The following is a 24,915-nucleotide window of genomic DNA, read 5'->3' as shown; positions in this document are numbered from 1 at the left end:
GCGGCCGCATCCCACCCGCACAGTTCGCCGCCCACCACCGTACCCAAACCCCGCAACACCAAGTACCCTTCAACCCCGGACTCTCCCAGTAATCAGTGGTACGGCGATTGGGGGCAGGTCAATCGAAGCCTACCTTGCGGCGCTCCATCCCTACGTTCCACCGGGCGGGCACGTCCACGGCATCTTCATCACCGACCGCCAGATGGGGATGCTCCGCTACCTGCACGGCCCCTACGAGAGTCGGCTGGTCAACGCTGACGATGACTACCACTACGACCCGCGCAGGCAGTACGACCTGTTCTAACCCATTGTAATTCAATGAGTTAGAACAGGTCGGATTCTACACGCTTGATGCAAACGCGCTTCCGAAGCGCAAAGAGCGCCCGCCTGAACTCGGCATCCGATTCTACACGCTTGATGCAAACGCGCTTCCGAAGCGCAAAGAGCGCCCGCCTGAACTCGGCATCCGATTCTACACGCTTGATGCAAACGCGCTTCCGAAGCAGGCGGACGTGCGCGCCTGGGTGGCCGCCGGATTCTACACGCTTGATGCAAACGCGCTTCCAAAGCCGGCAGCGCACGCGGTCGGGCGGCAGATGCGATTCTGCACGCTTGATGCAAACGCGCAACCCCGCCTTCCGAAGCCGCGTCTGCGCAGGTCTGCGCAGGGGGTTCCAAAGAAAAAGCCCCCAACATCGTGGGGGCGTCGTTGTGTTTTTCCTTGACTTCGGGATTCTCGCGCTGCCGACCATTTGGGCAGTGCCGAATCGCTTTTTGGCGATTCGGCAAGGAGAATGCGCGTTTGCATCAAACTTGCTGAGCATGCTCAGCAATTTATCTATAGCGCAATCCATCGCGGGTGTCAACAGCCCAAAAAGACCGACCGGCGGATGGTGCGCCGGTCGTGATGGGTAGCTTTCCAGGGCTTCCTCGCGGCGACCTGCCGAGGCAGGCAGAGGCGAGGTCTGCGGTTCCGCCATGTATCCGAGCCGCATCGAGCCGGGGCGGTTCATCTCGTCAACGACAAGCATCCCGACCGGGCATCTGAAGGATGAGGGTCGCCTGAGGGATGGCGGCTCGAACCAGGAGGGGGACGACTCGCGCGGCCAATCTCCGGAACTTTCGGTGATGTCGGGGCGGTGGCGGGTTGGCGGCAAGCCGTGGGATTGGCAGCGTAGGCAAACGGCAACGAAACGCCGATCGATCACGTGGACAGGCCAAGTGGCAGGCCAGAAACGAAAAGCCCCGCATCGGCTGGAACCGTTGCAGGGCTTGCGTTTGAACATGGTGGCCGGGGAGGGAATCGAACCCCCGGCACGGGGATTTTCAATCCCCTGCTCTACCAACTGAGCTACCCGGCCATGAGCGTGCGAGCCACGCATGATACGGAGGCGGGACAGGTGGCGCAAGCCGGGGGCGATGCCTGAACACCGGCTGGCGGGTGGCGGCGGGCGCGGCGGTCTTCACGCCGGCTTTGCGCATGGCGCGCGGCGCGGGCGCAGGATGAATACGCGCCCATCGGGGCGCGTATCCAACGGACGGGAGGACACCGTGATGAATGCGAACACGCGATGGCTGGCGGCGTCGGCGCTGGCGGCGGCTGTGCTGGCTGGCTGCGCCAGCGGGCCGCGCATGAGCGATGCAGAGAAGTTGGCGCTGTACGAGCAGCATGCCGGGGCGCCGGTCTCGAGCTTCATGTACACCATGCCGATGGACGGCTGGACGCCGCTGGGCGACAGCGCGCTGGCGGTGTGGTCGGGACCGGGCCGGGCCTATCTGCTCAAGCTGTACGGGCCGTGCACTAACCTCAGCTTCGCGCCGATGATCAGCCTGAGCCGCAGCGTCGGCCAGGTGTGGGCCGGCTTCGACCGGGTGATCCCGCGTGGGGTGGGGCCGCTGATGCCGGACATCCCGTGCACGATCAAGTCGATCCAGCCGCTCGACATGAAGGCGATCCGCAAGGCCGAGCGCGATGCCAGCAAGATCGACGCGCCGGTGGAGCGGCCGGCCGATCCCAAGCAGGGCGCGCAGCCGTAACCGCCGCGCCTGGGGGCCGTCAGTCCGCCGGCACGTAGCCGGCGGGCTTGTCGGCGCCGCCGCCGAACAGGAACTTGGCCATCTCGCCTTCGAGGAAGGCGCGGTGCTGCGGGTTCAGCGGCGACAGCCGGTGCTCGTTGATCAGCATGGTCTGGTGCGCCAGCCAGCGTTGCCACGCCGGTTTGCCGACGCTATCGTATACGCGCTGGCCCAGTTCGCCGGGCCACGGCGGGAAGTCCAGGCCATCGGTGTCGATGCCGTCCACCACGCAATGCACTTGGCGGGTCATGCGGTTGGCTCCTGCAGCAGTCTGCGAATGGGGGCGGGCAGGCCGAGCGCGGCAAGCTCCGCGCGGCGCGCCCAGCGCAGTCCGTCATTATCGGCGATGCGCGGCTGCAGCCCCTCGGTGTGCACGCGCAGCGGGTGCAGGCGCAGGCGGTAGTGGCTGAAGGCGTGTTCGATCGGGGCCAGCGCCTGCGCCGCGGCGGGATCGCCGTGCAGGTGGTCGCGGCACCAGCCGAGCGCCTGCGCGGCGTCGTCCAGCTGGGGTAGCGACCACAGCCCCGCCCAGACCCCGGTGGGCGGGCGCCGCTGCAGCAGCACGCGGCCCTCGCCATCCTCGGCCAGCAGCAGGTGCGCTTCGCGCTGCGGCAGCGGCTTGCCCGGCTTGGGCGTGGGCAGGTCGGCGGTGCGCCCGTCGCGACGCGCCACGCAGATGTCTTGCAGCGGGCACAGCGCGCAGGCGGGATGGGCGCGGGTGCACAGGGTGGCGCCGAAATCCATCTGCGCCTGGGTCCAGTCGGCCAGCCGGGTGGGCGGTAGCAGCGTTTCGGCGATCGCCCACAGGCGCTTCTCCACCGCCGGTTGGCCCGGCCAGCCTTCGATGCCGAACACCCGGCACAGCACGCGCTTGACGTTGCCGTCGAGGATCGGCGCGCGATCGCCCCAGGCCTGCGCGAGGATCGCCCCGGCCGTGCTGCGGCCGATGCCGGGCAGCGCGACGAGCGCGTCGAGGTCGCGTGGAAGTTCGCCGCCGTGGCGCTCCAGGCACAGCTTCGCGGCGGCATGCAGGTGGCGGGCGCGGGCGTAGTAGCCGAGGCCCGACCACAGCGCGAGGACCGCGTCCTGCGGCGCGCGCGCCAGCGCCGGCAGGTCGGGCAGGGCGGCGACGAAGCGCTCGAAATAGCCCGCCACCACCGACACCTGGGTCTGCTGCAGCATGATCTCGCTCAGCCACACCCGGTACGGCGTGCGCGGGTGCTGCCACGGCAGGTCGTGGCGGCCGTGGCGATCGAACCACGCCAGCAGGCGCGCGGCGATGTCGGGCATGGCGCTCATGGCGCGTCGAGCTGCAGCTGCACGCCGTCCAGCGTCACCCCGTCCAGCACCAGCCGCGGGGTGGTCAGGGTGCCGGCCAGCGGCGGCAGCGGCGAACCGCTGGCGCCGGCGTCCAGCCACGCCAGCAGTTCGGGCAGGCGGAAGCCCGCCTCCAGCGCGGTGGCGTCGCGGCGCAGGGTGATGCGGGCCGGGCCGGAGGCATCCGGCGCGCCGTCGTAGGCGAGGGTGAAGGCCAGCGGCGTGGAGGAGGCGTGCAGCGGTGCCGGCAGTGGCGGCCATCCCGCCGGCCAGGCGGCGATCTCGCCGGCCAGCTGCAGGCGCAGGCGCGCACCGAGGCTGAGGCTGCCGCGCGCGCGGGCCCGTGGCACCTGCGGATCGCCTTCCAGCACCACGCTGGCCGGCACGAAGCGCCAGCTGGCATCGTTGAAGGCCATCGGCGCGGCCAGCCCGAGCCGGAACGCGGTGCTGCCGGCGGCCGACTGGTAGCGCGCATCCAGCCCCAGCCGCACCGGCTGCATCAGCGCCGAGTCGCGCCCGATCCGCAGCGGCCCGGCCAGGAACACCTGCGCCGGCATCCGCCAGCCCTCGCCCGAAAACTCCAGGCGGCCGCGCGCGACCAGCTGCGCCGGCTGCCGGTCCAGCAGCCGCTGCGGGGTATCCAGCGAAAGCGCGAGCATGGCCGGCAGGGTGAGCGTGCCCGCGACGTAGCGGCCGCGCACGTCCAGGCGCAGTGGCTGGCGTGGATGCAGCGCGGGCAGGTCGATGGCCAGCGCCTCGATCCGCCAGTCGTCGTTGTCGATCCGCCCGTCGCGCACGCGCAGGCCATCAACGAGGGTGGGCAGCCGGGTCTCGCTGGGCGGCCGCCCGGCCAGCCAATGCTGCAGCGCCGGCAGGTCCAGTACCGGGGCGTCCAGCGCGATCCGCTGCACGGTGAGGTCGGCGCCGAGGGTGCGCAGGGTGCGCCACGGCAGTGCGACGAACACCCGGCGCGCGCGCAGCAGGGCGCGGGGCGCGCCGGGTTCGCACGCGACGAGCCCGCGCAGTTCCAGCTGCGGGGTGCCGCGCAGGCGCCAGTCGATGGCGTCGGCGTGCAACTCCAGCCCGAGCGCATCGCCGGCCAGCGCCAGCAGCGCGCGCCCGGCGCGCGGCGGCTGCAGCAGCCAGGCGGCCAGCGCGAACAGCAGGGCCAGCGCCAGCAGGACGCCCCACCACCGCCACCGCGGCCGGCGCGGAGCGGCGGGCAGCGCCGCGCTCACCCGCCCAGCGACTCCGGCAGCAGCGCGTCCACGAACGCCTCGGCGTCGAATTCGCGCAGGTCCTCCGGGCGCTCGCCGATGCCGGCGTAGCGGATCGGGATGCCGAACTCGCGCGCCAGCGCGAACACCACGCCGCCCTTGGCGGTGCCGTCCAGCTTGGTCACCACCAGGCCGGTGACCGGCAGCTTCTCGCGGAACTTGCGCACCTGGTTGACCGCGTTCTGGCCGGTGGTGCCGTCGATCACCATCAGCACCTCGTGCGGCGCCTCCGGGTCGAGCTTGCGCAGGACGCGCGCGACCTTCGCCAACTCGTCCATCAGCCCGCCCTGGGTGTGCAGGCGGCCGGCGGTGTCGGCGATCAGCACGTCGGTGCCGCGCGCCCGCGCGGCCTGCAGGGCATCGAACGCGACCGCGGCGGCATCCGCGTTCTGGCCCTGCGCCACCACCGCGACCCCGTTGCGTTCGCCCCAGGCCTGCAGCTGCGCGACCGCGGCGGCGCGGAAGGTGTCGCCGGCGGCCAGCATCAGGCTGCGGCCTTCGTCCCTGTAGCGGCGCGCGAGCTTGCCGATGGTGGTGGTCTTGCCGGCGCCGTTGACCCCGACGGTGAGGATCACGAACGGCTTCTTGCCCGGATCGATGCGCAGCGGGCGCGCCACCGGCGCGAGCAGTGCGATCAGCTCGGCGCGCAGGGCGGCGCGCAGGGCGGCGGCATCGGCGAACTCGCGCGCCTGCATGCGCCGGCGCAGGCCTTCCACCAGCGCGCTGCTGGCGGTCACGCCGACATCCGCGGTGAGCAGGGCGGTCTCGATCTCGTCCAGCAGGTCGTCGTCCAGGCGCGGGTTGCGCGAGAACAGCCCGCCGAAGGCGCGCGCGAACGCGCTGCCGCGCAGGCGTTCGCGCCAGCCCGGCTTGCCGGGGGCGGCGGCGGGGGCGGGCGCGGTTCCGGCGATGGCCGCTGCCGCGGCGGGCGCGGCGTCCGCGGCGTCCGCCACGGCCGGTGCCGGTGGCGCGGCAGGCGCGGACGCTTCGGGTGCTTCGGGCGCGGCGAACGGCGGCAGCGCGGCCGCCAGGTCCGCGTCGGACAGGCGACGCGGCGGGATCGGATCGAGCTTGTTGCGGCGGAACCAGCGGACCATGGGGGCGCGGCGGCGTGCGGGCGTCGCGGCGGTGGGCGAGAATGGCGCGCATGGTAGCACCCACCCCGCAGCGCCCCCGATGAACGCCGGCCGGCGGCCCGCCGCGGGGCAGGTGCGCATCATCGGCGGGCGCTGGCGCGGCACCCGCCTGCCGGTACCCGAGGTGCCCGGCCTGCGCCCGAGCAGCGACCGCGTGCGCGAGACCCTGTTCAACTGGCTGGCGCCGGTGCTGCCGGGCGCACGCGTGCTCGACCTGTTCGCCGGCACCGGCGCGCTCGGGCTGGAGGCGCTCTCGCGCGGGGCGCACGGCGCGGTGCTGGTGGAGGCCGACCCGCGCGCGGCGCAGGCGCTGGCGGCCGCGCTGGCGCGGCTGCAAGCCGGGGCGCAGGCGCAGCTGGTGCAGGCCGATGCGCTGCGCTGGCTGGAATCCGCGGCCGCGCGGGAAGCGCCGTTCGATGTCGCCTTCGTGGATCCGCCGTTCGCCGCCGGGCTGTGGCCGGCGGTACTGGAACGGCTACCGGCGCGGCTGACGGCGGACGCCTGGCTGTACCTCGAGAGCCCGGCCGCGCTGGCCCCGGCGCTACCGGCGGAGTGGGCGCTGCACCGCGAGGGCCGTACCCGCGAAGTGCGCTATGCGCTGTACCGGCGCGTTACACTCGGCGCCGATTCCCACGCCGGTCCTGAGCTTGCATGAGCGCGCCACGGCGCATCGCGGTCTATCCGGGCACCTTCGACCCGATCACCAACGGCCATGTCGACCTGGTCGACCGCGCCGCGCCGCTGTTCGAGCGGCTGGTGGTCGGGGTCGCCGCCAGCCCGGCCAAGGGCCCGGCGCTGCCGCTGGAGCTGCGGGTCGAGCTGGCGCGCAAGGTGCTGCGCCACCATGCCAACGTCGAGGTGCAGGGCTTCGACACCCTGCTGGCGACGTTCGTGCGCCGGGTCGGCGCCGGGGTGCTGCTGCGCGGCCTGCGCGCGGTGTCCGACTTCGAGTACGAGTTCCAGATGGCCAGCATGAACCGCCGGCTGATCCCGGAGGTCGAGACCCTGTTCCTGACCCCGGCCGAGCAGTACGGCTTCATCTCGTCGTCGCTGGTGCGCGAGATCTCGCGCCTCGGCGGCGACGTGTCCGGCTTCGTGCCCGCGCCGGTCGCGCAGGCGCTCGAAGCCCGGCGCCGCGCGCGCGACGCCGTGTCCTGATCCGCCACCGCCACCGTGTTCCATCGCCTCCAAGGGGAGACCGCCATGCACACTCTGACCCGCCTGCTCGTGATCGCCTGCCTCGCGCTGCCGTTCGCCGCCTGCAAGAAGCAGGAGGAGGCCCCCAAGGCCGCCGCCGCCGAACAGGCGCCGCTGACCGCGCCCAAGAACGACGACACCGGCGCCTGGCGCGCCTACGTGACCGAGGTCGCCAAGCGCAACATGGACGGCATCACCAACAGCCCGTACGTGTACTTCCTGCCGAGCGAGAGCAGCGAGGGCTTCGGCGGCCAGTACGAGCGCCAGCTGGAGAAGCTGGAGGGCGACCTCGGCCGCGGCATCCTCGAGGGCAATATGCTGGTGTTCGCCTCGCCGGCCTCGACCAAGATGGCCGAGCTGGTGGAAACCGCGTTCAAGCAGGTCGGCCCGAACAGCATGAAGGGCGTCAAGGTGGTCTTCATCGGCTCGGCGATCGACGGCGAGCGGGTCAAGGCCGCGGTCACCCCGGCCGGGGTGAACTACGTGTTCGTCGAGGCCAAGTGAGCCATCGCGCCCGCGCCGGTGCCGGCGCGGGCCAGCGCGCATGTCGCTGAAGATCGATTCCACCTGCGTCAACTGCGACGTGTGCGAGCCGGTGTGCCCGAACCGGGCGATCCGCATGGGGCCGGAGATCTATCTGATCGACCCGGCCCTGTGCACCGAGTGCGTGGGCCATCACGACGAGCCGCAGTGCGTGGTGGTCTGCCCGGTCGAGTGCATCGCCCCCGATCCCGAACACCCCGAGACGCGCGCGCAGCTGCTGGAGAAATCCCGCCGGCTGGCCGCGGCCGGGGCAGGAGAGAACGCATGATCCGCCACGCCCTGCTGGTGCTGTTCCTGCTGCTGCCGCGCCTGGCGTGGGCAGATGCCACGCCCGCGGCGCACCCGCCCGGGGGGGCGGTCGCCTCGGCGCACGCGCTGGCCACCGAGGCCGGGATCGATATGCTGCGCCGCGGCGGCAACGCCTTCGACGCCGCGGTGGCGACCTCGGCGGTGTTGTCGGTGGTGGAGCCGATCAGCTCCGGCCTCGGCGGCGGCGGCTTCTTCCTGCTGCACGACGCCCGGCGCGGCCGCGACGTGTTCCTGGATGCGCGCGAGACCTCGCCCGGGGCCGCGACCCAGGCGCGCTACCTGACCGCCAGCGGCGAGTTCGACCGCGACCGCGCCGAGAACGGCCCGTGGGCGGCCGGCATCCCCGGCCTGCCGGCCGCGCTGGTGCATCTGTCGCAGCACTACGGGCGGCTGCCGCTGGCGACCACCCTGGCCCCGGCGATCCGGATCGCGCGCGAGGGTTTCCCGGTGTATGCCCGCTTCGCCATCGGCTACCAGCAGCGGCGCGCGGTGATGGAGCGCTACCCCGGCACCCGCGCGGTGTTCCTGCGCCGTGGCCACGCGCCGCGCGAGGGTGAGATCTTCCGCCAGCCGGAGTTGGCGGCCACCCTGGAGCGGCTGGCGCGCGAGGGTTTCGACGGCTTCTACCGCGGCATCACCGCCAGGCGCCTGGTCGCGGGCGTGAATGCCGCCGGCGGGCAGTGGACGCTGGAGGAGCTGGCCGGCTACCGGGTCAAGGAGCGTACCCCGATCACCTTCGCCTACCACGACTGGAAGATCGTGACCGCGCCGCCGCCGTCCTCCGGCGGGATCGCGCTGGCGCAGATGCTGCAGATCCTCGCGCCGTGGCAGTTGGACAAGCTGCCGCAGGCGCAGCGCGTGCACCTGGTGGTGGAGGCGATGCGGCGCGCGTTCCGCGACCGCACCTTCTACCTGGGCGATCCGGATTTCGTGAAGATCCCGCAGCGGCTGCTGCTCTCGCCCGATTACGCCGCAGGCCTGCGCGCCGGGATCAACCCGGACAAGGCGACCCCGAGCGACCTGCTGTCCGGGCAGCCGACCCCGCTGGAGGACGAGGAGACCACCCATTTCTCGATCATCGACGCCGAGGGCAACATGGTCGGCGCGACCCAGACCGTGAACCTGCTGTTCGGCTCCGGGTTGATCCCGCCCGGCACCGGGGTGCTGCTGAACAACGAGATGGACGACTTCGCGCTCAAGCCCGGCACCCCCAACGCCTTCGGGGTGATGGGCTATGCCGCCAACGCGCCGGCGCCGGGCAAGCGCATGCTCAGCTCGATGACTCCGACCTTCATGGAGTCGCGGGACAAGATCGCGGTGCTCGGCACCCCCGGCGGCAGCCGCATCATCACCATGGTCCTGCTCGGCGTGCTCGGCTATGCCGACGGCCTGGACGCGGCCCAGGTCGCCGCGCTGCCGCGCTACCACCACCAGTGGGAGCCGGACGTGATTGCGGTCGAGCGCGACGCCCTGCCGGCTGCCACCATCGCCCAACTGCGCGCGATGGGGCACACCGTGCAGGTGCCGGGCGAGGAGGGCGGCGGGCGCCGCTCCAGCGACAGCTGGGGCAACATGAACACGGTCGAGTGGGACCGCCGCGCCGGCGTGCTGCGCGCGGCCAGCGACCCGCGCAACCCGGTCGGGCGCGGTGCGGTGCTGCTCGAGGCGGCGCGGGTGCACTGAGCGCGGCCGCGAGCGTACACTGCCGGCATGAAGCTCTGGTCGCTGCTCGGCAATTCGCAGAAGCTCGACGGCGGCGCGATGTTCGGCAACGCGCCGAAGGCGCTGTGGACGCGCTGGATGGCCGCCGATGCCGACAACCGCATCGACCTCGCCTGCCGCGCGCTGCTGGCCAGCCCGCTGAACGGCAAGACCGTGTTGTTCGAGACCGGCATCGGCGCGTTCTTCCCGCCGCCGCTGCGCGAGCGCTACGGCGTGGTCGAGGAGCGCCACGTGCTGCTGGATTCGCTGGCGCAGGCCGGCTTCGGCCACGAGGACGTGGACGTGGTGGTGCTCAGCCACCTGCACTTCGACCATGCCGGCGGCCTGCTCGCGCCGTGGGCCGAGGGCCGCGCGCCGGAGCTGCTGTTCCCGAACGCCACCTTCGTGGTCGGGCGCGACCACTTCGAGCGCGCGCGCCATCCGCACCCGCGCGACCGCGCCAGCTTCATCCCGGAACTGCCCGCGCTGCTGGAGGCGAGCGGCCGGCTGGAGCTGGTGGACGGCGACCACTGCGCCGCGCTGGGCGAGGCCGTGCGCTTCCACCACAGCGACGGCCACACCCCGGGCCTGCTGCTGGCCGAGATCGTCGGTCCTGAGATCGTGGACGGGCAGGCGCACGGCGGCGTGGTGTTCTGCGCCGACTTGATCCCCGGCCGGCCGTGGGTGCATGTGCCGATCACCATGGGCTACGACCGCTGCCCGGAGCGCCTGATCGACGAGAAGCAGGCTTTCCTCGAGGACAAGCTGGCGCGCGGCGTGCGCCTGTTCTTCACCCACGACCCCGGCTGCGCGCTGGCGCAGGTGGTGCGCGACGCCAAGGGCCGCTTCGCCACCGCGCACGAATACCCGGAACTGCACGCCCGTCCGCTGGCGGCCTGAGCGATGCCGGCGCCGCACATCACCCTGCTGTTCGCCGCCCTGCTGGTGCTGCTCAAGCTGGTGCTGCTGGCGCGCATCTCGCGCCTGCGCCATGCGCGCCGGATCGGCCTCGGCGACGGCGGCGACCCGGAGCTGGCGCGCTGCATCCGGGTGCACGCCAACTTCGCCGAGCACGTGCCGATGGCGCTGCTGCTGCTCGCGCTGCTGGAGCTGTCCGGCCTGCCGGCGGCTTGGGTCTGGGGCTTGGGCGCGGCCCTCCTGGTCGCGCGCGTCCTGCACGCGTGGGGCTTCTCGCGCAGCGCCGGGCCTTCCTTCGGCCGCTTCTGGGGCACCGCCCTGACCTGGCTGGTGCTGCTGCTGATGGCCCTCGCCGGGGTGTGGCGGGCGCTGGGGTGAGGGCGCAGGGCCGGGCGGTGCGGGTGCCCGCTCAATCCACCGGGGTGCCGAACAGGCGGTCGCCGGCGTCGCCGAGGCCGGGGCGGATGTAGGCGTTCTCGTCCAGGCGCTGGTCGATCGCGGCGACGTACACCTCGATGTCGGGGTGGGCGGCTTCCAGCGCGTGCAGGCCTTCCGGCGCGGCGACCAGGAAGATCGCCTTGATCCGCGGGCAGCCGGCGTCCTTCAGCAGCTGGATGGCGGCGATCGCACTGCCGCCGGTGGCCAGCATCGGGTCGATCAGCAGCGCGGTGCGTTCGTGCATGCGGTCGGCCAGGCGCTGGTAATAGCCTTCCGGGCGGTGGGTGGTCTCGTTGCGGCGCAGGCCGACCACGCTCACCGGCGCCGCCGGCAGCAGGGCCTGCACGCCGGGCAGGAAGCCGAGGCCGGCGCGCAGGATGGGCACCAGGGTGAGGTGCTCGCCGCGGACGTGCTGCACCTGCAGCGGGCCGGCCCAGGTCTGCACGGTCACCGCCTCGGTGGGCAGGTCGCGGGTGGCCTCGTAGGCCAGCAGCGCGGCCACTTCGCCGGCGATCTGGCGGAAGTGCACCGGGTCGGTGCGGATGTCGCGCAGCTTGCCGAGCTTGTGCTGCACCAGCGGATGGCGGACTTCGACGACCTGCATGCATCACCTCCGCGCGCCAGTGTGCCGGATCGCGGCCGCGGCGGAAACGGCGACGCCGGCCGAGGCCGGCGTCGCATGGCTGTCCGCGGGGCCACCGCTTACATCTCGTAGCGGATGCCGACCAGCCAGGAGCGGCCGAAGCCCTCCATCTCCAGCACCCGGTTGCGGCTGCCCTGGAAGCGGCGCTGGATCGTGTCGGTGATGTTGTTGACCTCGGTGAACAGCCGCCACTGGCGGCCGAGGCCGAGGCTGGCGCTGAAGTCCAGGCTGCCGCGGCCGTCCCAGTACACGTTGAGGTTGCGGTCGTTGACGTCGAACGACTGGATGAAGCGGCTGCGGTAGGTGTAGGCCAGGCGCGAGGTGAAGCGCGCGTACTCGTACGACACCGCCAGGTTGTAGTTGTGCTTGGAGGTGCCCGGCAGCATGGTGCGGCCGGCACCGAACGGCAGCTTGGCGTCGGAGTCGGCGTAGGTGTAGTTGGCGTACAGGCCGAGCCCGTCCAGCGGCGCCGGCAGGAAGTCCAGCGCCTGCTGCCAGGCCAGCTCCACGCCCTTCACGCTGCCGTCGCTGCCGTTCTCCGGGCGGGTGTAGCGGGTGCGGGTGGTCGCGGTCTCGACCGTGCGGGTGGAGAGGAACAGCGGATCGTTGATGCGCTTGTAGAACAGCGCCACCGAGACCAGCCCGAGCGGGCGCAGGTAGTGCTCGTAGGACAGGTCGAAGTTGTGGCTGTAGGCCTCCTTCGCCGCGGGGTTGCCCTCGGTGATGTCCTGCGCGAGCTTGCCGTCGATGTCGCTGGCGCGCTCGCCGAGCAGGCGGTAGGGCGCGGTCTCGTTGAAGTTCGGGCGGTTGATGCCGGTGGTGTAGGACGCGCGCAGGATGCGGTCCTCGTCCAGCGCGTAGCGCAGGTTCACGCTCGGCAGCACGTCGCCGTAGTCGCGCTGCGCGCCGACCGGGGTGATCGCCTTGGTCGCCACGTCGTACTGGTTGGCCTTGCCGGTGGTGCGGGTGGCCTCGTAGCGCACGCCGGCGACCATGTTGAGCTTGCCCCAGCGCGCGTCCAGGCGCGCGTAGCCGGCGGTGATGTCCTCGCTGGCCCAGTAGTCGCCGCTGATCGAGTCGGGGATCAGGCGCACGTAGTTCGGGCTGTTGATGAGCGGGCCGGTATAGCGCGCGAAGATGTCGCGGCAGAAGCGGCGGCCGGTGAAGAAGTAGTCGAAGTTGTCGGACGGGCCGAGGTCGGTGCACAGCAGGTCGGACATGGTGACGCCGAGCTTGGCGAAGTCCGCGGCCGAGCCGTTGCGGTAGCGCTCGTCGTCGAACGACTTGCGGCGCTGGCGGCTGCGCAGGCCGAGGCGGATCTCGCCGTCCTCGCCCAGCCAGTCCTGGTCGTGGCGCAGGTCCACGCGCAGGCCGGTCTCGCTCTCGCTGCCGGATTCGAAGCGGTCGTTGAAGCGGCGGAAGCCGAACCAGCTCTCCGGCAGCACCAGCCCGGTCGCCGGCGCGTCCGCGCGGCCGACGATGCTCCACACCGGGTAGTCCGGGTTGGTGTAGTCGTAGTTGAGGTTCGGGCGCACGCTGGAGCGGAAGATGTACTGCTTGCGCGGGTCGGTCTTCTTGTCGGCCAGGCTGCGCGAGGCCTGCCAGTCCACCCGCCAGTCGCCCAGCCAATGCTCGCCGCCGAGGCTGTAGGTGTTGATGCGCTTGTCGTAGGTGCGCTCGCGCAGCTCCTTGTCGAAGGTCGCGCGCGCGGTGCCGGTGACGTCGTTGGAGGCGGCGGTGTGCCTGTCCAGCGCCATGATCAGGTTGTCGCGGAACTCGTGGTCCTCGAACCGCGCCAGCGAGGCCAGGGCATAGACCTGGTTGTTCTCGTCGATGCGCAGGTCGAGGCGGCCGGTCAGGCCGGTGCGGGTGCGGGTGCCCTCGTAGTCCTTGATCTGCACCTCGGTCGGCAGGTAGCGCCCGCCGATCGACTCGAACAGGTTCTCGACGTTGTCGGTGAAGCGGCCCTGGCGGCTGAACGAGCCGGACAGCAGCAGGCCGAGCTGGCGGTCGGGGCCGAACTGGCCGCCGAGGCTGGCGGCGGCGCGCTGGTTCTTGCCGTCGCCGAGCTGGTAGCGGCCGCCGGCGATGGAGGCGCGCACGATCGGCCCCTTGCGGTCGAGCGCGCTCTGGGTGCGGATGTTGATGTTGCCGGCGATCGCATCGCCGTCCATGTCCGGGGTCAGCGCCTTGGTCACTTCCAGCGCGGAGATCACGTCGGACGGGATGGTGTCCAGCTCGACCCCGCGGCTGGCCTTGTCGGGGTTGGCCAGCGGCACGCCGTCCAGGCTGACCGTGGTGTATTCCTTGGGCGCGCCGCGCACGGTGACGTAGCGGCCCTCGCCCTGGTCGCGCTCGATCGAGACGCCCGGCATGCGCTGGGTCGACTCGGCGATGTTGTTGTCCGGGAAGGTGCCGAGCAGGTCGGCGGAGACCACGTTCACGTAGTTTGTGCTGGCGCGCTCCTGGTTCAGCGCCAGCGCCTGGGCGTCGCGCTGGCCGCGCACCAGCACGCGGTCCAGCTCGACCGCGTTGGTCGCGCTCAGCACCGGGTTGACCACGGTCGCGCGCTCGCCGCCGATGCTCACCGCCTGGCTGTAGTGGCGGTAGCCGAGGAAGTCGATGTCCAGGGTGTACTGGCCGGGGGCGAGGCCGTCGATCCGGAACTGGCCGTTGGCGTCGGTGCTGGCCTGGCGTCCGCCGATGCGCACCAGCGCGCCGGCCAGGGTGACCCCGCGCAGGGATTCGCGCACCTGCCCGATCAGGGTGCCGGCCTCGGCCGGGCTGGCGGCCGGGGCGGCGGCTTCGGGGGCGGCGGCCTGCGCGGCCAGCGGCAGCGCGAGGGTGCAGGCGAGGGCGAAGGCGGGCAGGGCGCGGCGGGCCAGGACCCGCGACACGGCGCGGGCCAGAGCGTGCGGTTGCATGACGGTGGTTCCCCGGTGTGGCTGAATCCGGCATTGCAGGGGGCGGTCATGGCGTGCACATGACAGCCGGATGCACGCCGCGTGACAGGCCGGGGCGCCCAAGCGCTGACACGAAACCGTCATCGCGGCGGCCCGTAATGGCGGGCTTGGTCCGCACGGGAATGGGGAAGATGGGCAAGCATCGGGTCAAGGCGGGGTGGCTGTTGCCGCTGATGGGGCTGCTGGCGGCCTGCGCGGGCGCGCCGGTGGCGCGGCAGGCAGAGCCGGACGAGGCGGGTGCGAACGAGCCGCGGCTGGCGGCCGCGCAGGTGGCGCATGCGCAGGTGCGCGAGGCATTCGTGAGCGGGGCGCTGCCGCAGGCCAACCTGGATTCGCCGGCGAGCTGGACCGCACCGGATGGCCGCCGCTGGGTGATCGTGACCGGCAAGAAGAGCAACACCCTGGAGGTGTTCGACGGCGACGACGGCCGCCACCTGCGCAGCGTCGGCGGCAAGGGCCGGGCGCTGGGCCAGCTGGATCGCCCGAACGGGATCGCGGTGGTTGGCGACCTCGCTCTGGTGGTCGAACGCGACAACCACCGCGTGCAGGTGTTCGCGCTGCCGCAGTTCACGCCGCTGCTGGCGTTCGGCGAGGCCGAGCTGCGCAAGCCCTACGGCCTGTGGGCGCGTCGTGCCGGCGATGCGCTGGAGGTGATCGTCAGCGACAACTACATGCTCGGCGCCGACGAGGAGACGGTCCCGCCGCTGGCCGACCTCGGCCAGCGCTTCCGCCGCTACCGCCTGCAGCAGGTGGACGGCCGCTGGCAGGCGCGCCTGCAGCAGACCTTCGGCGAGACCACCCCGGCCGGCGCGGTGCGCATCGCCGAGTCGGTCTGGGCCGACCCGGACAACGACCGCCTGCTGCTGGCCGAGGAGGACGTGGCCACCGGCACCCGTCTGCGCGAATACCGGCTGTCGGACGCACGCTATGCTGGCCGCGACGTCGGCGCCGACCGCTTCCGCGCCCAGGCCGAGGGCATCGCCCTGCTGGCCTGCGCCGACGGCGGCGGCTACTGGATCGCCTCCGACCAGTACAAGGACCGCACCCTGTTCCACGTGTTCGACCGCCGCAGCCTGGCGCCGCTGGGCGCGTTCACCGGCGCGGTCACCGCCAACACCGACGGCATCTGGATGGAGCCGCGCGGCGACGCCCGCTTCCCGCAGGGCGTGCTGTATGCCGTGCACGACGACATGGCGCTGGCCGCGTTCGACTGGCGCGACATCGCGCGCGCGCTCGGCCTGCCGGAGTGCCGACGATGAGGTGGCTGGCGGCGCTGCTGGCGCTGGCCATCGCCGGCGCCGCGGCCGGCAGCCAGCCGGGCGCGGAACCGAACACGCGGGTGCCCAAGGGCGTCGTCGCCTATGCGCCCGGTCCGTTCCCGGACCGGATCGTGGCCAGCCCGGCGCAGGATGCGGCGCGCGGCTTCGCGGTCGCCTGGCGCACCGATACCACGGTGCAGCAGCCTTGGCTGGAGATCGTGGAGGCCAGCGATTCGCCGGACCCGGGCACGCCGCGCCGGATCCGCGCCGAGTCGCGGCCGGCGTCGGATGCGCAGGCCGCAGGCCACCACCACCACGCGCGGATCGACGGGCTGGCGCCGGACACGCTGTACGCCTGGCGGGTGCAGGGCCGCGGCACCTGGAGCCCGTGGTTCCAGCTGCGCACCGCGCCGGCGCGCGGGCGCCCGCTCACCCTGCTGTACTTCGGCGATACCCAGAACAAGAACGTCAGCCTCAACACCCGGGTCGTGCGCGAGGCCATGCGCCAGGCGCCCGAGGCGCGCCTGGCGCTGTTCGCGGGCGACCTGGTCAGCGGCGGCGACGGCGAGGACGACGCCGAATGGGGCGAATGGTTCGAGGCGCTCGGGGCACTGCCGACTGCGATGCTGCTGGCGCCGGCCGCCGGCAACCACGAATACCGCGAACTGGACGAAGGCACCTCGCAGGAACGCCGGGTGCTTTCGCCGTTCTGGGCCGACAGCTTCACCCTGCCGGACGACGGCGCCGTGGGTGCGCCGGCCACCACCTACTGGTTCGATGCCGGCGACCTGCGGGTCGCGGTGCTGGACGGCACCTCCGCGCTGGATCTGGGCACCGCCGCGGCGCAGGCCGCGTGGCTGGAGCGCGTGCTGTCCGCGCAGCCGCGGCGCTGGACGGTGGTGATGGTGCACCAGCCGCTGCATTCGCCGCGCGACGGGCGCGACAACGCGGCCCTGCGCGAGGCGATCCTGCCGGTGCTGCGCCGGCACCGGGTCGACCTGGTGCTGCAGGGGCACGACCATGTGTATGCCCGCCGCAGCGACGACGGCGGGCGGCTGCCGGTGTTCGTGGTCTCGGTCGCGGGGCCGAAGCAGTACCGACTGTCCGCGCATGCGCGTGCCAGCATGCATCCGGTCGGCGAGGACACCCAGCTGTTCCAGGTGTTGCGGATCGACGGCGACCGCCTGCGCTACGAGGCGCGCACCGCGACCGGCCGCCTGTACGACGCGTTCGAGCTGCGCGACCGCCGGCCGGGACGGCCGCGCGGGCTGGTCGAGCAGGTGGCCGGGCGCATCCCGCCGCGCGACTGCCCGCGTCCGCTCAGCCCGAAGGGACGTGCCGACCGCTGCTGGGAGTAGCCCGCCAGCACCGCCGCGGCTCAGGCCGCGGCCGGCTGCGCCACCCGCGGGCCTTCCAGCAGGGCGCGGCGCACCATCGCCACCACCAGCTGCAGCTCGTCCTCGCTCATCGCGAAGTGCGGGGTGAAGCGCAGCGAGTTCTCGCCGCCATGGATCACGCCGAGGCCGTGCTCGCGCAGCCATTCCTCGGTGGAGCCGCTGCCGTAGCCCTTGAATTGCGGCGCCAGCTCGCAGGAGAACAGCAGCCCGGTGCCCTGCACCTTGGTGATCGCCCCGCCGAGGTCGGCCTTGAGCGCCTCCAGCAGGGCCAGGGCCTGGCGGCCGCGGGCGCGAATGTTCTCGCGCAGGGCGGGGGTGAGCTGCGCCAGCACCGCGCAGGCCACGTCCAGCGCGCGCGGGTTGGCGGTCATGGTGTTGCCGTACAGCCCGCGCTTGTAGAGGCCGGCGGCGTGCGCGGTGACCGCCAGCACCGACAGCGGGTACTGGCCGGCGTTGAGCGCCTTGGAGTAGGTCTCCATGTCCGGGGCCTCGATGCCTTCGAAGCCCGGGTAGTCCACGATCGACAGGTAGCCGGTGGCGCGCAGGCCGGCCTGGATCGAATCCACCAGCAAGAGGCTGCCGTGGGCGCGGGTGAGGGCGCGCGCGGCGTTGTAGAAGTCCACCGGCACGCTGCGGCCGGGGTCGCCTTCGCCCATCACCGGCTCCAGGAGCATCGCCTCGATGAACCAGCCGTGGGCATCGGCATCGGCGAACGCCTTGCGCAGCGCGTCGATGTCGTACGGCGGCACCGCGATCACCGACTCCTCGCCGCGGAAGCTGGCCAGGTGCTGCAGGTAGGTCTTGCGGGTGGAGTCGGAATACAGCGCCGGGCGCTCGGTGCGGCCGTGGAAGGCGCCCTTCACCACCAGCCGCTTGATGGTCTTGCCGGCGTGGCGGGCGCCGGGGTCGGTCTGGGTCTTGGCGTTGGCATCCACGATGCGCGCGGCCAGCGACACCGATTCCGAGCCGGAGTTGAGGCACATGAACGCCGCATACGGGCAGCCGCCGCGGGTCTGGCCGATCTCGCGGTGCATGGCGTTGGAGAAGCGCAGCTGCGCCACGCTCGGGGTCATGATGTTGGCCATCGCCTGCGGGCGCGCCATCGCCGCGATCACCGCCGCCGGCGCATGGCCGAGGCCGAGCATGCCGTAGCCGCCGGTGTCGTACAGCACCGCGCCCTTCAGGGTGACGATCCACGGGCCGCGCGCGGCCAGCGCCACGTACGGGTTGGCGTTGTCCTGCGAGTAGAAGTTGACGAAGCCTTCCTGCACCTTTGCGCGCTGGGCGTCCTCGTCCAGCGCCAGCAGGTCGGGGAACTCGGCGCGCACGCTGGCATAGTCCGCGGCGGCGGCGGCGATGGCCTCGCCCAGCTGCGGGTCGCGCGCGGCGAACGCGCGCACGCTGGCGTCGTCCAGCCCGGTGGTGCGCAGGCCGCCGTGGGCGCGCAGCGGGGCAAGGGTCTCGATCGGGTCCATGGGCTGTCTCCGGGCGCTTGCGGGCCAAAGCGGCATTATCGCTGCCTGGCGGACGATCGGTAGGGGCGATTCGACCGGAATGCCGGGCAAATCCGTCGAATCGCCGGTATGCTTGCCCGCATGCGCATCTCCCCCGCCGACGAACTGCTGCTCTCGCTGCTGCGCGAGAACGCGCGCGCCAGCACCGCCGAGATCGCGCGCCGGCTCGGGCTGTCGCGCACCACGGTGCAGAACCGGATCGCGCGGCTGGAGCAGGCCGGCGTGATCCGCGGCTACACCGTGCGGGTGGACGACGAGCTCGAGCGCGACCGCATCCGCGCCCACATCCTGATCACCCTGCGCCCCAAGCAGATGAACGCGGTGGTGCGCGCGCTGCAGGCGATGCACGAGGTGCGGGTGCTGTATTCGATCAGCGGCGGCCACGACCTGATCGCGCTGGCGGTCACCGCCAGCGTCGGCGAGATGGACGTGCTGACCGACCGCATCGGCGCGATCGACGGGGTGGAGCGCACCAACACCTCGATCATCCTGTCCACCAAGTTCGAGCGCTGAGCCGGCGCGCGCCTACAATGCGCGCCCGCCCAGCCGGGGCCGCCCGTGAAGAAATCCGACTTCCACTACGACCTGCCGCCGGAGCTGATCGCGCAGGCGCCGCTGCCCGAGCGCTCGGCCAGCCGCCTGCTGCACGTGCCGCCGGGCGCGGCGCCGTTCGCCGACCTGCACGTGCGCGACCTGCCGGCGCTGCTGCGGCCGGGGGACCTGCTGGTGTTCAACGACACCCGGGTGATCCCGGCGCGCCTGTTCGGCGCCAAGCCCAGCGGCGGGCGGGTGGAGATCCTGATCGAGCGCCTGCTGCCCGGCAACGCCGCGCGGGCGCAGCTGGGCGTGAGCAAGCCGCCGCAGGTGGGCAGCCGGATCGCGCTGGACGCCGGCGGCGAGGCCGAGGTGGTGGCGCGCGGCGACGACGGCTTCTGGGAGCTGCGCTTCCACGTGCACGGCGCGCTGGCGGACTGGCTGCAACACGCCGGCCAGCTGCCGCTGCCGCCCTACATCGAGCGCCAGCCGGACAAGGCCGATGCCGAGCGCTACCAGACCGTGTTCGCGCGCGAAGCCGGCGCGGTCGCCGCGCCCACCGCCGGCCTGCACTTCGACGCGCCGCTGCTGGAGGCGCTGCGCGCGCGCGGCATCGGGATCGGCCACATCACCCTGCACGTCGGCGCCGGCACCTTCCAGCCGGTGCGGGTGGACGACGTGCGCCAGCACCGCATGCACAGCGAGTGGATCAACGTCGGCGCGGAGCTGGTCGAACAGGTGCGCCGCACCCGCGCCGCCGGCGGACGGGTGATCGCGGTGGGCACCACCGTGGTGCGCGCGCTGGAGAGCGCGATGGTGGGCGACGTCCTGCAGCCGTTCGCCGGCGACACCAGCATCTTCATCTTCCCCGGCTACCGCATCCGCAGCATCGATGCGCTGCTGACCAACTTCCACCTGCCGGAGAGCACGCTGCTGATGCTGGTCTCCGCGTTCGCCGGCAAGGCGCGCATCTTCGCCGCCTACGAGCACGCGGTGCGCCAGCGCTACCGCTTCTTCAGCTACGGCGACGCCATGCTGCTGTGGCCGCAGGAGGCGGGGGCATGAGCATCTGTTTTGAATCTTCCACGCGACGGTGTCGGCCATGGGGTGCTCCGGAGAGCGCGCCAGGGATGGCGCGCGGCGGCGCGTGGGACGGGATGTTCCCCCGCGCCGAGAAGGAGTACCCCATGGCCGGTGCCGGCGCAGGCGATATCCGATGAGCCGCATGGCGTTTGAGCTGCTGAAGACCGACGGTGCCGCCCGCCGCGGGCGCATCAGCTTCCCGCGCGGGGTCATCGAGACCCCGGCGTTCATGCCGGTGGGCACCTACGGCTCGGTGAAGGGCGTGCTGCCGCAGCAGGTGCGCGACCTCGGCGCGCAGATCCTCCTCGGCAACACCTTCCACCTGTTCCTGCGGCCGGGGCTGGAGGTGATCGCGGCGCACGGCGGTCTGCATGGCTTCATGCGCTGGGACGGGCCGATCCTGACCGATTCCGGCGGCTTCCAGGTGTTCTCGCTGGCGCACCGCCGCAAGATCACCGAGGCCGGCGTCACCTTCGCCGCGCCCACCGACGGCCGCAAGGTCTTCCTCGGGCCCGAGGAGTCCATGCACATCCAGAAGGTGCTGGGCAGCGACATCGTGATGATCTTCGACGAGTGCCCGCCGGTGAACGACAGCCACGGCCAGCCGGTGCAGCGCCGGGTGGTCGAGCAGTCGATGGCGCTGTCGCTGCGCTGGGCCGAACGCAGCAAGCGCGCGCACGAGGGCAACGACGCAGCGCTGTTCGGCATTGTCCAGGGCGGCGTGCACCGCGACCTGCGCACGCGCTCGGCCGAGGGGCTGCAGCAGATCGGCTTCGACGGCTACGCGATCGGCGGCCTGGCGGTCGGGGAGAGCGAGGACGAGCGCAACGCCATGCTCGAGCACACCTGCCCGCAGCTGCCGGCCGACCGCCCGCGCTACCTGATGGGCGTGGGTCGGCCGGAGGACTTGGTGGAGGCGGTGGCGCGCGGGGTCGACATGTTCGACTGCGTGATGCCCACCCGCAACGCCCGCAACGGCCATTTCTTCACCACCGACGGCACCGTGCGCATCCGCAACGCCCGCTACGAGCACGACCTGCGCCCGATCGAGGAGGGCTGCGACTGCGTGGCCTGCGCCGGCGGCTTCAGCCGCAGCTACCTGCGCCACCTGGACCGCTGCAACGAGATGCTGGGCCCGGTGCTGGGCACGCTGCACAACCTGCGCCATTACCAGCGGCTGATGGCGCAGATGCGCGACGCGATCGCCGCTGGCACCTTCGCCGACTTCCGCGCCGCCTTCCACGCCCGCCGCCGCGCGCGGCCCGAGTAGGGCGCGGCGGGCGGCCGGGCGCCGCCCGGGGCATGGCATAATCCCCGGCTGGCCGCGGCCAGCCCCTTCGTAGCCCTACGGATTGCCGATGAACCCGCTCGACCTGCTGATCCCCGTCGCCCACGCCCAGGCCGCTGGCGCCGCGCCCGCCGCTCCGGGCCTGATGTCCACCCTGCTGTTCCCGATCCTGCTGCTGGTGATCATGTACTTCCTGATGATCCGGCCGCAGCTCAAGCGCCAGAAGGAGCACCGGGCGATGCTGGACAAGCTCGCCAAGGGCGACGAGGTGATCACCAACGGCGGCATCGCCGGCACTGTGGCCAGCCTGGGCGACAGCTTCGTGACCGTGGAGATCGCCGACGGCGTGCAGGTGCGCGTGCAGAAGGGCGCGATCGCCAGCGTGCTGCCCAAGGGCACGCTCAAGGCCGCCTGATCCCCCTCCCTCCCGCCTGATCTGGCGCGGCCGCCGGCCGCGCGGGGTGCCCGATGCTCGAATACTCCCGCTGGAAATACCTGCTGCTGGTGGTGCTGCTGGCCTTCAGCGTGCTGTACTCGCTGCCCAACCTGTTCCCGCAGCAGCCGGCGGTGCAGGTGACCGCCAACCGCGGCGCCCAGGTGGACGCCGCGCTGGAGCAGAAAGTCACCGCCGCGCTGCGCCAGGCCGGGGTGCCGTTCCAGTCGGTCGCGATCGGCAAGGACGGCAACCTGCTGGTGCGCAGCCCGAACAACGATGCCCAGATCCGCGCCGCCGGCGTGATCCGGGATGCGGTCGGCAGCGGCTACGTGGTCGCCCTCAACCAGGCCTCGACCGTGCCGGCCTGGCTGCAGGCGATCGGCGCGCGCCAGATGTCGCTCGGCCTCGACCTGCGCGGCGGCGTGTACTTCGAGATGCAGGTGGACAAGGAGGCCGCGCTGGCCAAGCGCATCGACGGCACCGCCGAGGACATGCGCGTGCTGCTGCGCGACAACCGCATCCGCTACACCGCGGTGGAGGCGCGCAAGGACGGCACGCTCGTCGCCACCCTCGCCGACGGCCAGGATCCGGCGCAGGCGCAGCGCCTGTTCGCGCGCGACATGCCCAACTACCAGGTCGAGACCGGCCCGAACAACACCGTGGTGGTGCGCATCCCGCAGGCGGAGCTGGACAAGATGCTGAGCGAGGCGGTGCAGCAGAACATCGCCACCCTCAGCAACCGCATCAACGAGCTCGGCGTGGCCGAGCCGATCATCCAGCGCCAGGGCGCCGACCGCGTGGTGGTGCAGCTGCCGGGCGTGCAGGACACCGCCCAGGCCAAGCGCATCCTCGGCGCGACCGCGACCCTGGAGTACCGCGGCGTGGTCGAGGGCAACGCGATCGAGGCGCGCGACAGCGGCAACGTGCCGCCGGAGGCGCGCCTGTTCAACCGCAAGGAGATCGGCCCGGACGGCAAGCCGGTCCCGATCCTGCTCAACAAGCGGGTGATCGCCTCCGGCGAGCAGCTGCAGAGCGCCAGTGCGTTCTTCGACTCGCAGAGCGGCACCCCCGCCGTGCGTGTGCGCCTGACCAGCATCGGCGGCCAGCGCATGTTCGACTACTCCAGCCAGCACGTCGGCAAGCCGATGGCGGTGGTGTACAGCGAGCGCATCCCGGAGGTGAAGCTGGTGGACGGCAAGGAGGTGCGCAGCACCCGCCTGAACGAGCAGGTGATCTCGGTCGCCACCATCCAGAGCACCCTCGGCCGCGACTTCCAGACCACCGGCCTGGAGAGCATGAAGGAGGCCTCGGATCTGGCCCTGCTGCTGCGCGCCGGCGCGCTGGCGGCGCCGATGGACTTCGTGGACGAGCGTACGGTCGGCCCCAGCCTGGGCGCGGAGAACATCCAGCGCGGCCTGACCGCGGTGGTGTTCTCGTTCGTGTTCGCGCTGGTGTTCTTCCTGATCTACTACCGCATGTTCGGCGTGATCACGGTGCTGGCGCTGTTGCTCAACCTGCTGCTGGTGGTCGCGCTGATGTCGCTGCTCGGGTTCACCCTGACCCTGCCGGGCCTGGCCGGCATCGCCCTGACGGTCGGCATGTCGGTGGACGCCAACGTGCTGATCAACGAGCGCATCCGCGAGGACCTGCGCGCCGGGATGCCGCCGCTGACCGCGATCGCGGAGGGCTACAAGCGCGCCACCGGCACCATCATGGACGCCAACATCACCACCGTGGTCGCGGGCCTGGCGCTGTTCGCGTTCGGCACCGGCCCGCTGAAGGGCTTCGCGGTGACCCTGATCCTGGGCATCGTGACCTCGATGTACACCGCGGTCTCGGTCTCGCGCGGCATCGCCAACCTGATCTACGGCCGTCGCAAGAAGCTCAAGTCGATCGCGATCTGAAGGGAATGCGCCCATGAAACCGTTCAACGTCTTCCCCTACGACAGCAAGATCGACTTCATGCGGCTGCGCCGCGTGTCGCTGGCGATCGCGTTCCTGGTCATGGCCATCGCGATCGGCGCGATGGTGTTCAAGGGCTTCAACTTCGCGCTCGACTTCACCGGCGGCGTCGGCGTGCAGCTGCGCTACGCGCAGGCGCCGAACGTGGACGACGTGCGCGCCAGCCTGCAGGCGCACGGTTTCCCGAACGCGCAGGTACAGGCATTCGGCAGCGGCAAGGACGTGCTGGTGCGGCTGCAGGTCGAGGGCCGCCAGCAGGGCAACCCGGACCAGGTCGGCAGCGTCGGCGACGCCGTGGCCAAGGCCGCCTCGCTCCCCAACAACCCGGCGCAGAAGCAGAGCAGCGCGGTGATCAGCGCGCAGGTCGGCAAGGAGCTGGCCGAGAAGGGCCTGTACGCGATGCTGTTCGTGCTGGTCGGGTTCCTGGTCTACATCAGCGCGCGCTTCGAGCTGAAGTTCGCGATCGCCGCGATCATCACCACCCTGCACGACGTGGTCATGGTCGGCGGCTGGTTCGCGCTGTCCGGGCACGAGTTCGACCTCAACGTGCTGGCCGGCATCCTCGCGGTGATGGGCTTCTCGATCAACGACACCATCGTGGTGTTCGACCGCGTGCGCGAGAACTTCCGCAGCATGCGCGCGACCCCGATCGAGATCATGAACGCCTCGGTCAACCAGACCCTGTCGCGCACCGTGATCACCTCGTTCGTGGCGTTCCTGAGCATGCTCGCGCTGTACCTGTACGGCGGTACGTCGCTGCGCGGCCTGGCCGAGGCGCAGATCATCGGCGTGGTGATCGGCACCCTGTCTTCGATCTTCGTGGCCTGCCCGCTGCTGCTGTGGATGAACGTCACCAAGCAGGACCTGATGCCGAAGGCGCGTGACGAGGCGGCGCTCGCGCGCCGGCCCTGATCCGGCAGCGAG

The 24,915-nt window shown here is 71.9% G+C and carries 22 protein-coding genes, 1 tRNA gene and 1 pseudogene; 16 read left to right on the top strand and 8 right to left on the bottom strand.

Features of this window, described 5'->3' with window-relative positions; translation table 11 throughout:
* Positions 1 to 1,285: 1,285 nt before the first annotated feature.
* A tRNA-Phe gene (locus ML340_RS04810) sits at positions 1,286 to 1,361 on the bottom strand.
* A gap of 193 nt (positions 1,362 to 1,554) precedes the next feature.
* Here ML340_RS04810 and ML340_RS04805 point away from each other — a divergent pair.
* Positions 1,555 to 2,037, top strand: a complete 483-nt coding sequence (locus tag ML340_RS04805) for a DUF6491 family protein (RefSeq protein ID WP_240097196.1) — start codon at positions 1,555 to 1,557, stop codon at positions 2,035 to 2,037.
* Between the two features lie 19 nt (positions 2,038 to 2,056).
* Here the strand turns inward: ML340_RS04805 and ML340_RS04800 are convergent, their stop codons facing one another.
* Genes ML340_RS04800 through ftsY form a run of 4 tightly spaced genes read right to left on the bottom strand, consistent with a single transcriptional unit; the run spans position 2,057 to position 5,767 of the window.
* Positions 2,057 to 2,326 (bottom strand): oxidative damage protection protein, encoded by a 270-nt coding sequence (locus ML340_RS04800; protein WP_240097194.1) that lies wholly within the window; start codon positions 2,324 to 2,326, stop codon positions 2,057 to 2,059.
* Positions 2,323 to 3,375 (bottom strand): A/G-specific adenine glycosylase, encoded by a 1,053-nt coding sequence (gene mutY, locus ML340_RS04795; protein WP_425608281.1) that lies wholly within the window; start codon positions 3,373 to 3,375, stop codon positions 2,323 to 2,325. The genes ML340_RS04800 and mutY overlap by 4 nt, the downstream gene beginning before the upstream one ends.
* A complete protein-coding gene (locus ML340_RS04790; RefSeq protein ID WP_240097190.1) occupies positions 3,372 to 4,631 on the bottom strand; it encodes a hypothetical protein in 1,260 nt (419 codons plus the stop codon). Before ML340_RS04790 ends, mutY begins: the two co-directional genes overlap by 4 nt.
* The gene (gene ftsY, locus ML340_RS04785) at positions 4,628 to 5,767 is read right to left on the bottom strand and encodes a signal recognition particle-docking protein FtsY (RefSeq protein WP_425608280.1); all 1,140 of its coding nucleotides are present in this window, start codon (positions 5,765 to 5,767) and stop codon (positions 4,628 to 4,630) included. Before ftsY ends, ML340_RS04790 begins: the two co-directional genes overlap by 4 nt.
* A gap of 79 nt (positions 5,768 to 5,846) precedes the next feature.
* Here ftsY and rsmD point away from each other — a divergent pair.
* From rsmD to ML340_RS04750, 7 genes and pseudogenes are all read left to right on the top strand, one after another.
* Positions 5,847 to 6,456: pseudogene (rsmD, locus tag ML340_RS04780) on the top strand (16S rRNA (guanine(966)-N(2))-methyltransferase RsmD); the annotation flags it as partial.
* A gap of 1 nt (position 6,457) precedes the next feature.
* Complete coding sequence (gene coaD / locus ML340_RS04775; protein ID WP_240097186.1) at positions 6,458 to 6,964, top strand: pantetheine-phosphate adenylyltransferase; 507 nt, start codon at positions 6,458 to 6,460, stop codon at positions 6,962 to 6,964.
* Between the two features lie 45 nt (positions 6,965 to 7,009).
* Entirely contained in the window at positions 7,010 to 7,507 is a 498-nt protein-coding gene (locus ML340_RS04770) for a hypothetical protein (RefSeq protein ID WP_240097184.1), read from the top strand.
* A 40-nt stretch (positions 7,508 to 7,547) separates the two neighbouring features.
* Positions 7,548 to 7,814 carry a YfhL family 4Fe-4S dicluster ferredoxin gene (locus ML340_RS04765; RefSeq protein ID WP_240097182.1) on the top strand — a complete coding sequence of 89 codons (267 nt, stop codon included), beginning with the start codon at positions 7,548 to 7,550 and terminating at the stop codon, positions 7,812 to 7,814.
* A complete protein-coding gene (ggt, locus tag ML340_RS04760; RefSeq protein ID WP_240097180.1) occupies positions 7,811 to 9,538 on the top strand; it encodes a gamma-glutamyltransferase in 1,728 nt (575 codons plus the stop codon). Before ML340_RS04765 ends, ggt begins: the two co-directional genes overlap by 4 nt.
* Before the next feature lie 27 nt (positions 9,539 to 9,565).
* Positions 9,566 to 10,456 (top strand): MBL fold metallo-hydrolase, encoded by an 891-nt coding sequence (locus ML340_RS04755; RefSeq protein WP_240097178.1) that lies wholly within the window; start codon positions 9,566 to 9,568, stop codon positions 10,454 to 10,456.
* A 3-nt stretch (positions 10,457 to 10,459) separates the two neighbouring features.
* Positions 10,460 to 10,852, top strand: coding sequence for an MAPEG family protein (locus tag ML340_RS04750; RefSeq protein ID WP_240097176.1), 393 nt, complete (start codon positions 10,460 to 10,462; stop codon positions 10,850 to 10,852).
* 31 nt (positions 10,853 to 10,883) lie between these two features.
* On the opposite strand, the gene upp is transcribed toward ML340_RS04750, so the two are convergent.
* Together upp and ML340_RS04740 are read right to left on the bottom strand one after the other, a co-directional pair.
* Complete coding sequence (upp, locus tag ML340_RS04745; RefSeq protein WP_240097174.1) at positions 10,884 to 11,516, bottom strand: uracil phosphoribosyltransferase; 633 nt, start codon at positions 11,514 to 11,516, stop codon at positions 10,884 to 10,886.
* Between the two features lie 98 nt (positions 11,517 to 11,614).
* Positions 11,615 to 14,479, bottom strand: coding sequence for a TonB-dependent receptor (locus tag ML340_RS04740; RefSeq protein ID WP_240097172.1), 2,865 nt, complete (start codon positions 14,477 to 14,479; stop codon positions 11,615 to 11,617).
* 170 nt (positions 14,480 to 14,649) lie between these two features.
* Here ML340_RS04740 and ML340_RS04735 point away from each other — a divergent pair, with 170 nt between their 5' ends.
* Both ML340_RS04735 and ML340_RS04730 read left to right on the top strand, forming a co-directional pair.
* Positions 14,650 to 15,777 carry a phytase gene (locus ML340_RS04735; protein WP_240097170.1) on the top strand — a complete coding sequence of 376 codons (1,128 nt, stop codon included), beginning with the start codon at positions 14,650 to 14,652 and terminating at the stop codon, positions 15,775 to 15,777.
* Positions 15,774 to 17,135 (top strand): purple acid phosphatase family protein, encoded by a 1,362-nt coding sequence (locus ML340_RS04730; RefSeq protein ID WP_240097168.1) that lies wholly within the window; start codon positions 15,774 to 15,776, stop codon positions 17,133 to 17,135. The genes ML340_RS04735 and ML340_RS04730 overlap by 4 nt, the downstream gene beginning before the upstream one ends.
* A gap of 20 nt (positions 17,136 to 17,155) precedes the next feature.
* Here the strand turns inward: ML340_RS04730 and ML340_RS04725 are convergent, their stop codons facing one another.
* Complete coding sequence (locus ML340_RS04725) at positions 17,156 to 18,649, bottom strand: aminotransferase class III-fold pyridoxal phosphate-dependent enzyme (RefSeq protein ID WP_240097166.1); 1,494 nt, start codon at positions 18,647 to 18,649, stop codon at positions 17,156 to 17,158.
* Positions 18,650 to 18,769: 120 nt separating this feature from the next.
* Between ML340_RS04725 and ML340_RS04720 the strand changes: the two genes are divergently transcribed.
* From ML340_RS04720 to secF, 6 genes are all read left to right on the top strand, one after another.
* Complete coding sequence (locus ML340_RS04720; RefSeq protein ID WP_240097164.1) at positions 18,770 to 19,201, top strand: Lrp/AsnC family transcriptional regulator; 432 nt, start codon at positions 18,770 to 18,772, stop codon at positions 19,199 to 19,201.
* 45 nt (positions 19,202 to 19,246) lie between these two features.
* A complete protein-coding gene (gene queA, locus ML340_RS04715) occupies positions 19,247 to 20,287 on the top strand; it encodes a tRNA preQ1(34) S-adenosylmethionine ribosyltransferase-isomerase QueA (protein ID WP_240097162.1) in 1,041 nt (346 codons plus the stop codon).
* A 151-nt stretch (positions 20,288 to 20,438) separates the two neighbouring features.
* The gene (gene tgt, locus ML340_RS04710) at positions 20,439 to 21,575 is read left to right on the top strand and encodes a tRNA guanosine(34) transglycosylase Tgt (RefSeq protein ID WP_240097160.1); all 1,137 of its coding nucleotides are present in this window, start codon (positions 20,439 to 20,441) and stop codon (positions 21,573 to 21,575) included.
* 88 nt (positions 21,576 to 21,663) lie between these two features.
* The gene (gene yajC / locus ML340_RS04705; RefSeq protein WP_240097158.1) at positions 21,664 to 22,008 is read left to right on the top strand and encodes a preprotein translocase subunit YajC; all 345 of its coding nucleotides are present in this window, start codon (positions 21,664 to 21,666) and stop codon (positions 22,006 to 22,008) included.
* A gap of 53 nt (positions 22,009 to 22,061) precedes the next feature.
* A complete protein-coding gene (secD, locus tag ML340_RS04700; protein ID WP_240097156.1) occupies positions 22,062 to 23,933 on the top strand; it encodes a protein translocase subunit SecD in 1,872 nt (623 codons plus the stop codon).
* A gap of 13 nt (positions 23,934 to 23,946) precedes the next feature.
* Positions 23,947 to 24,903 carry a protein translocase subunit SecF gene (gene secF / locus ML340_RS04695; RefSeq protein ID WP_240097154.1) on the top strand — a complete coding sequence of 319 codons (957 nt, stop codon included), beginning with the start codon at positions 23,947 to 23,949 and terminating at the stop codon, positions 24,901 to 24,903.
* The last annotated feature ends 12 nt before the right edge of the window (positions 24,904 to 24,915 follow it).

This window comes from Thermomonas flagellata, assembly GCF_022419185.1.
GTDB classification, from domain to species: Bacteria; Pseudomonadota; Gammaproteobacteria; order Xanthomonadales; family Xanthomonadaceae; genus Thermomonas; species Thermomonas flagellata.
Note: the sequence above shows the minus strand (reverse complement) of the source record. Positions and strands in the feature narration are given on the sequence as shown.

Bases quoted from the DNA above. Each gene is read 5' to 3' on its own strand.
- ML340_RS04805 (WP_240097196.1), top strand. From the start codon at position 1,555: ATGAATGCGAACACGCGATGGCTGGCGGCGTCGGCGCTGGCGGCGGCT.
- ML340_RS04800 (WP_240097194.1), bottom strand. From the start codon at position 2,326: ATGACCCGCCAAGTGCATTGCGTGGTGGACGGCATCGACACCGATGGC.
- mutY (WP_425608281.1), bottom strand. From the start codon at position 3,375: ATGAGCGCCATGCCCGACATCGCCGCGCGCCTGCTGGCGTGGTTCGAT.
- ftsY (WP_425608280.1), bottom strand. From the start codon at position 5,767: ATGGTCCGCTGGTTCCGCCGCAACAAGCTCGATCCGATCCCGCCGCGT.
- coaD (WP_240097186.1), top strand. From the start codon at position 6,458: ATGAGCGCGCCACGGCGCATCGCGGTCTATCCGGGCACCTTCGACCCG.
- ML340_RS04770 (WP_240097184.1), top strand. From the start codon at position 7,010: ATGCACACTCTGACCCGCCTGCTCGTGATCGCCTGCCTCGCGCTGCCG.
- ML340_RS04765 (WP_240097182.1), top strand. From the start codon at position 7,548: ATGTCGCTGAAGATCGATTCCACCTGCGTCAACTGCGACGTGTGCGAG.
- ggt (WP_240097180.1), top strand. From the start codon at position 7,811: ATGATCCGCCACGCCCTGCTGGTGCTGTTCCTGCTGCTGCCGCGCCTG.
- ML340_RS04755 (WP_240097178.1), top strand. From the start codon at position 9,566: ATGAAGCTCTGGTCGCTGCTCGGCAATTCGCAGAAGCTCGACGGCGGC.
- ML340_RS04750 (WP_240097176.1), top strand. From the start codon at position 10,460: ATGCCGGCGCCGCACATCACCCTGCTGTTCGCCGCCCTGCTGGTGCTG.
- upp (WP_240097174.1), bottom strand. From the start codon at position 11,516: ATGCAGGTCGTCGAAGTCCGCCATCCGCTGGTGCAGCACAAGCTCGGC.
- ML340_RS04740 (WP_240097172.1), bottom strand. From the start codon at position 14,479: ATGCAACCGCACGCTCTGGCCCGCGCCGTGTCGCGGGTCCTGGCCCGC.
- ML340_RS04735 (WP_240097170.1), top strand. From the start codon at position 14,650: ATGGGCAAGCATCGGGTCAAGGCGGGGTGGCTGTTGCCGCTGATGGGG.
- ML340_RS04730 (WP_240097168.1), top strand. From the start codon at position 15,774: ATGAGGTGGCTGGCGGCGCTGCTGGCGCTGGCCATCGCCGGCGCCGCG.
- ML340_RS04725 (WP_240097166.1), bottom strand. From the start codon at position 18,649: ATGGACCCGATCGAGACCCTTGCCCCGCTGCGCGCCCACGGCGGCCTG.
- ML340_RS04720 (WP_240097164.1), top strand. From the start codon at position 18,770: ATGCGCATCTCCCCCGCCGACGAACTGCTGCTCTCGCTGCTGCGCGAG.
- tgt (WP_240097160.1), top strand. From the start codon at position 20,439: ATGAGCCGCATGGCGTTTGAGCTGCTGAAGACCGACGGTGCCGCCCGC.
- yajC (WP_240097158.1), top strand. From the start codon at position 21,664: ATGAACCCGCTCGACCTGCTGATCCCCGTCGCCCACGCCCAGGCCGCT.
- secD (WP_240097156.1), top strand. From the start codon at position 22,062: ATGCTCGAATACTCCCGCTGGAAATACCTGCTGCTGGTGGTGCTGCTG.
- secF (WP_240097154.1), top strand. From the start codon at position 23,947: ATGAAACCGTTCAACGTCTTCCCCTACGACAGCAAGATCGACTTCATG.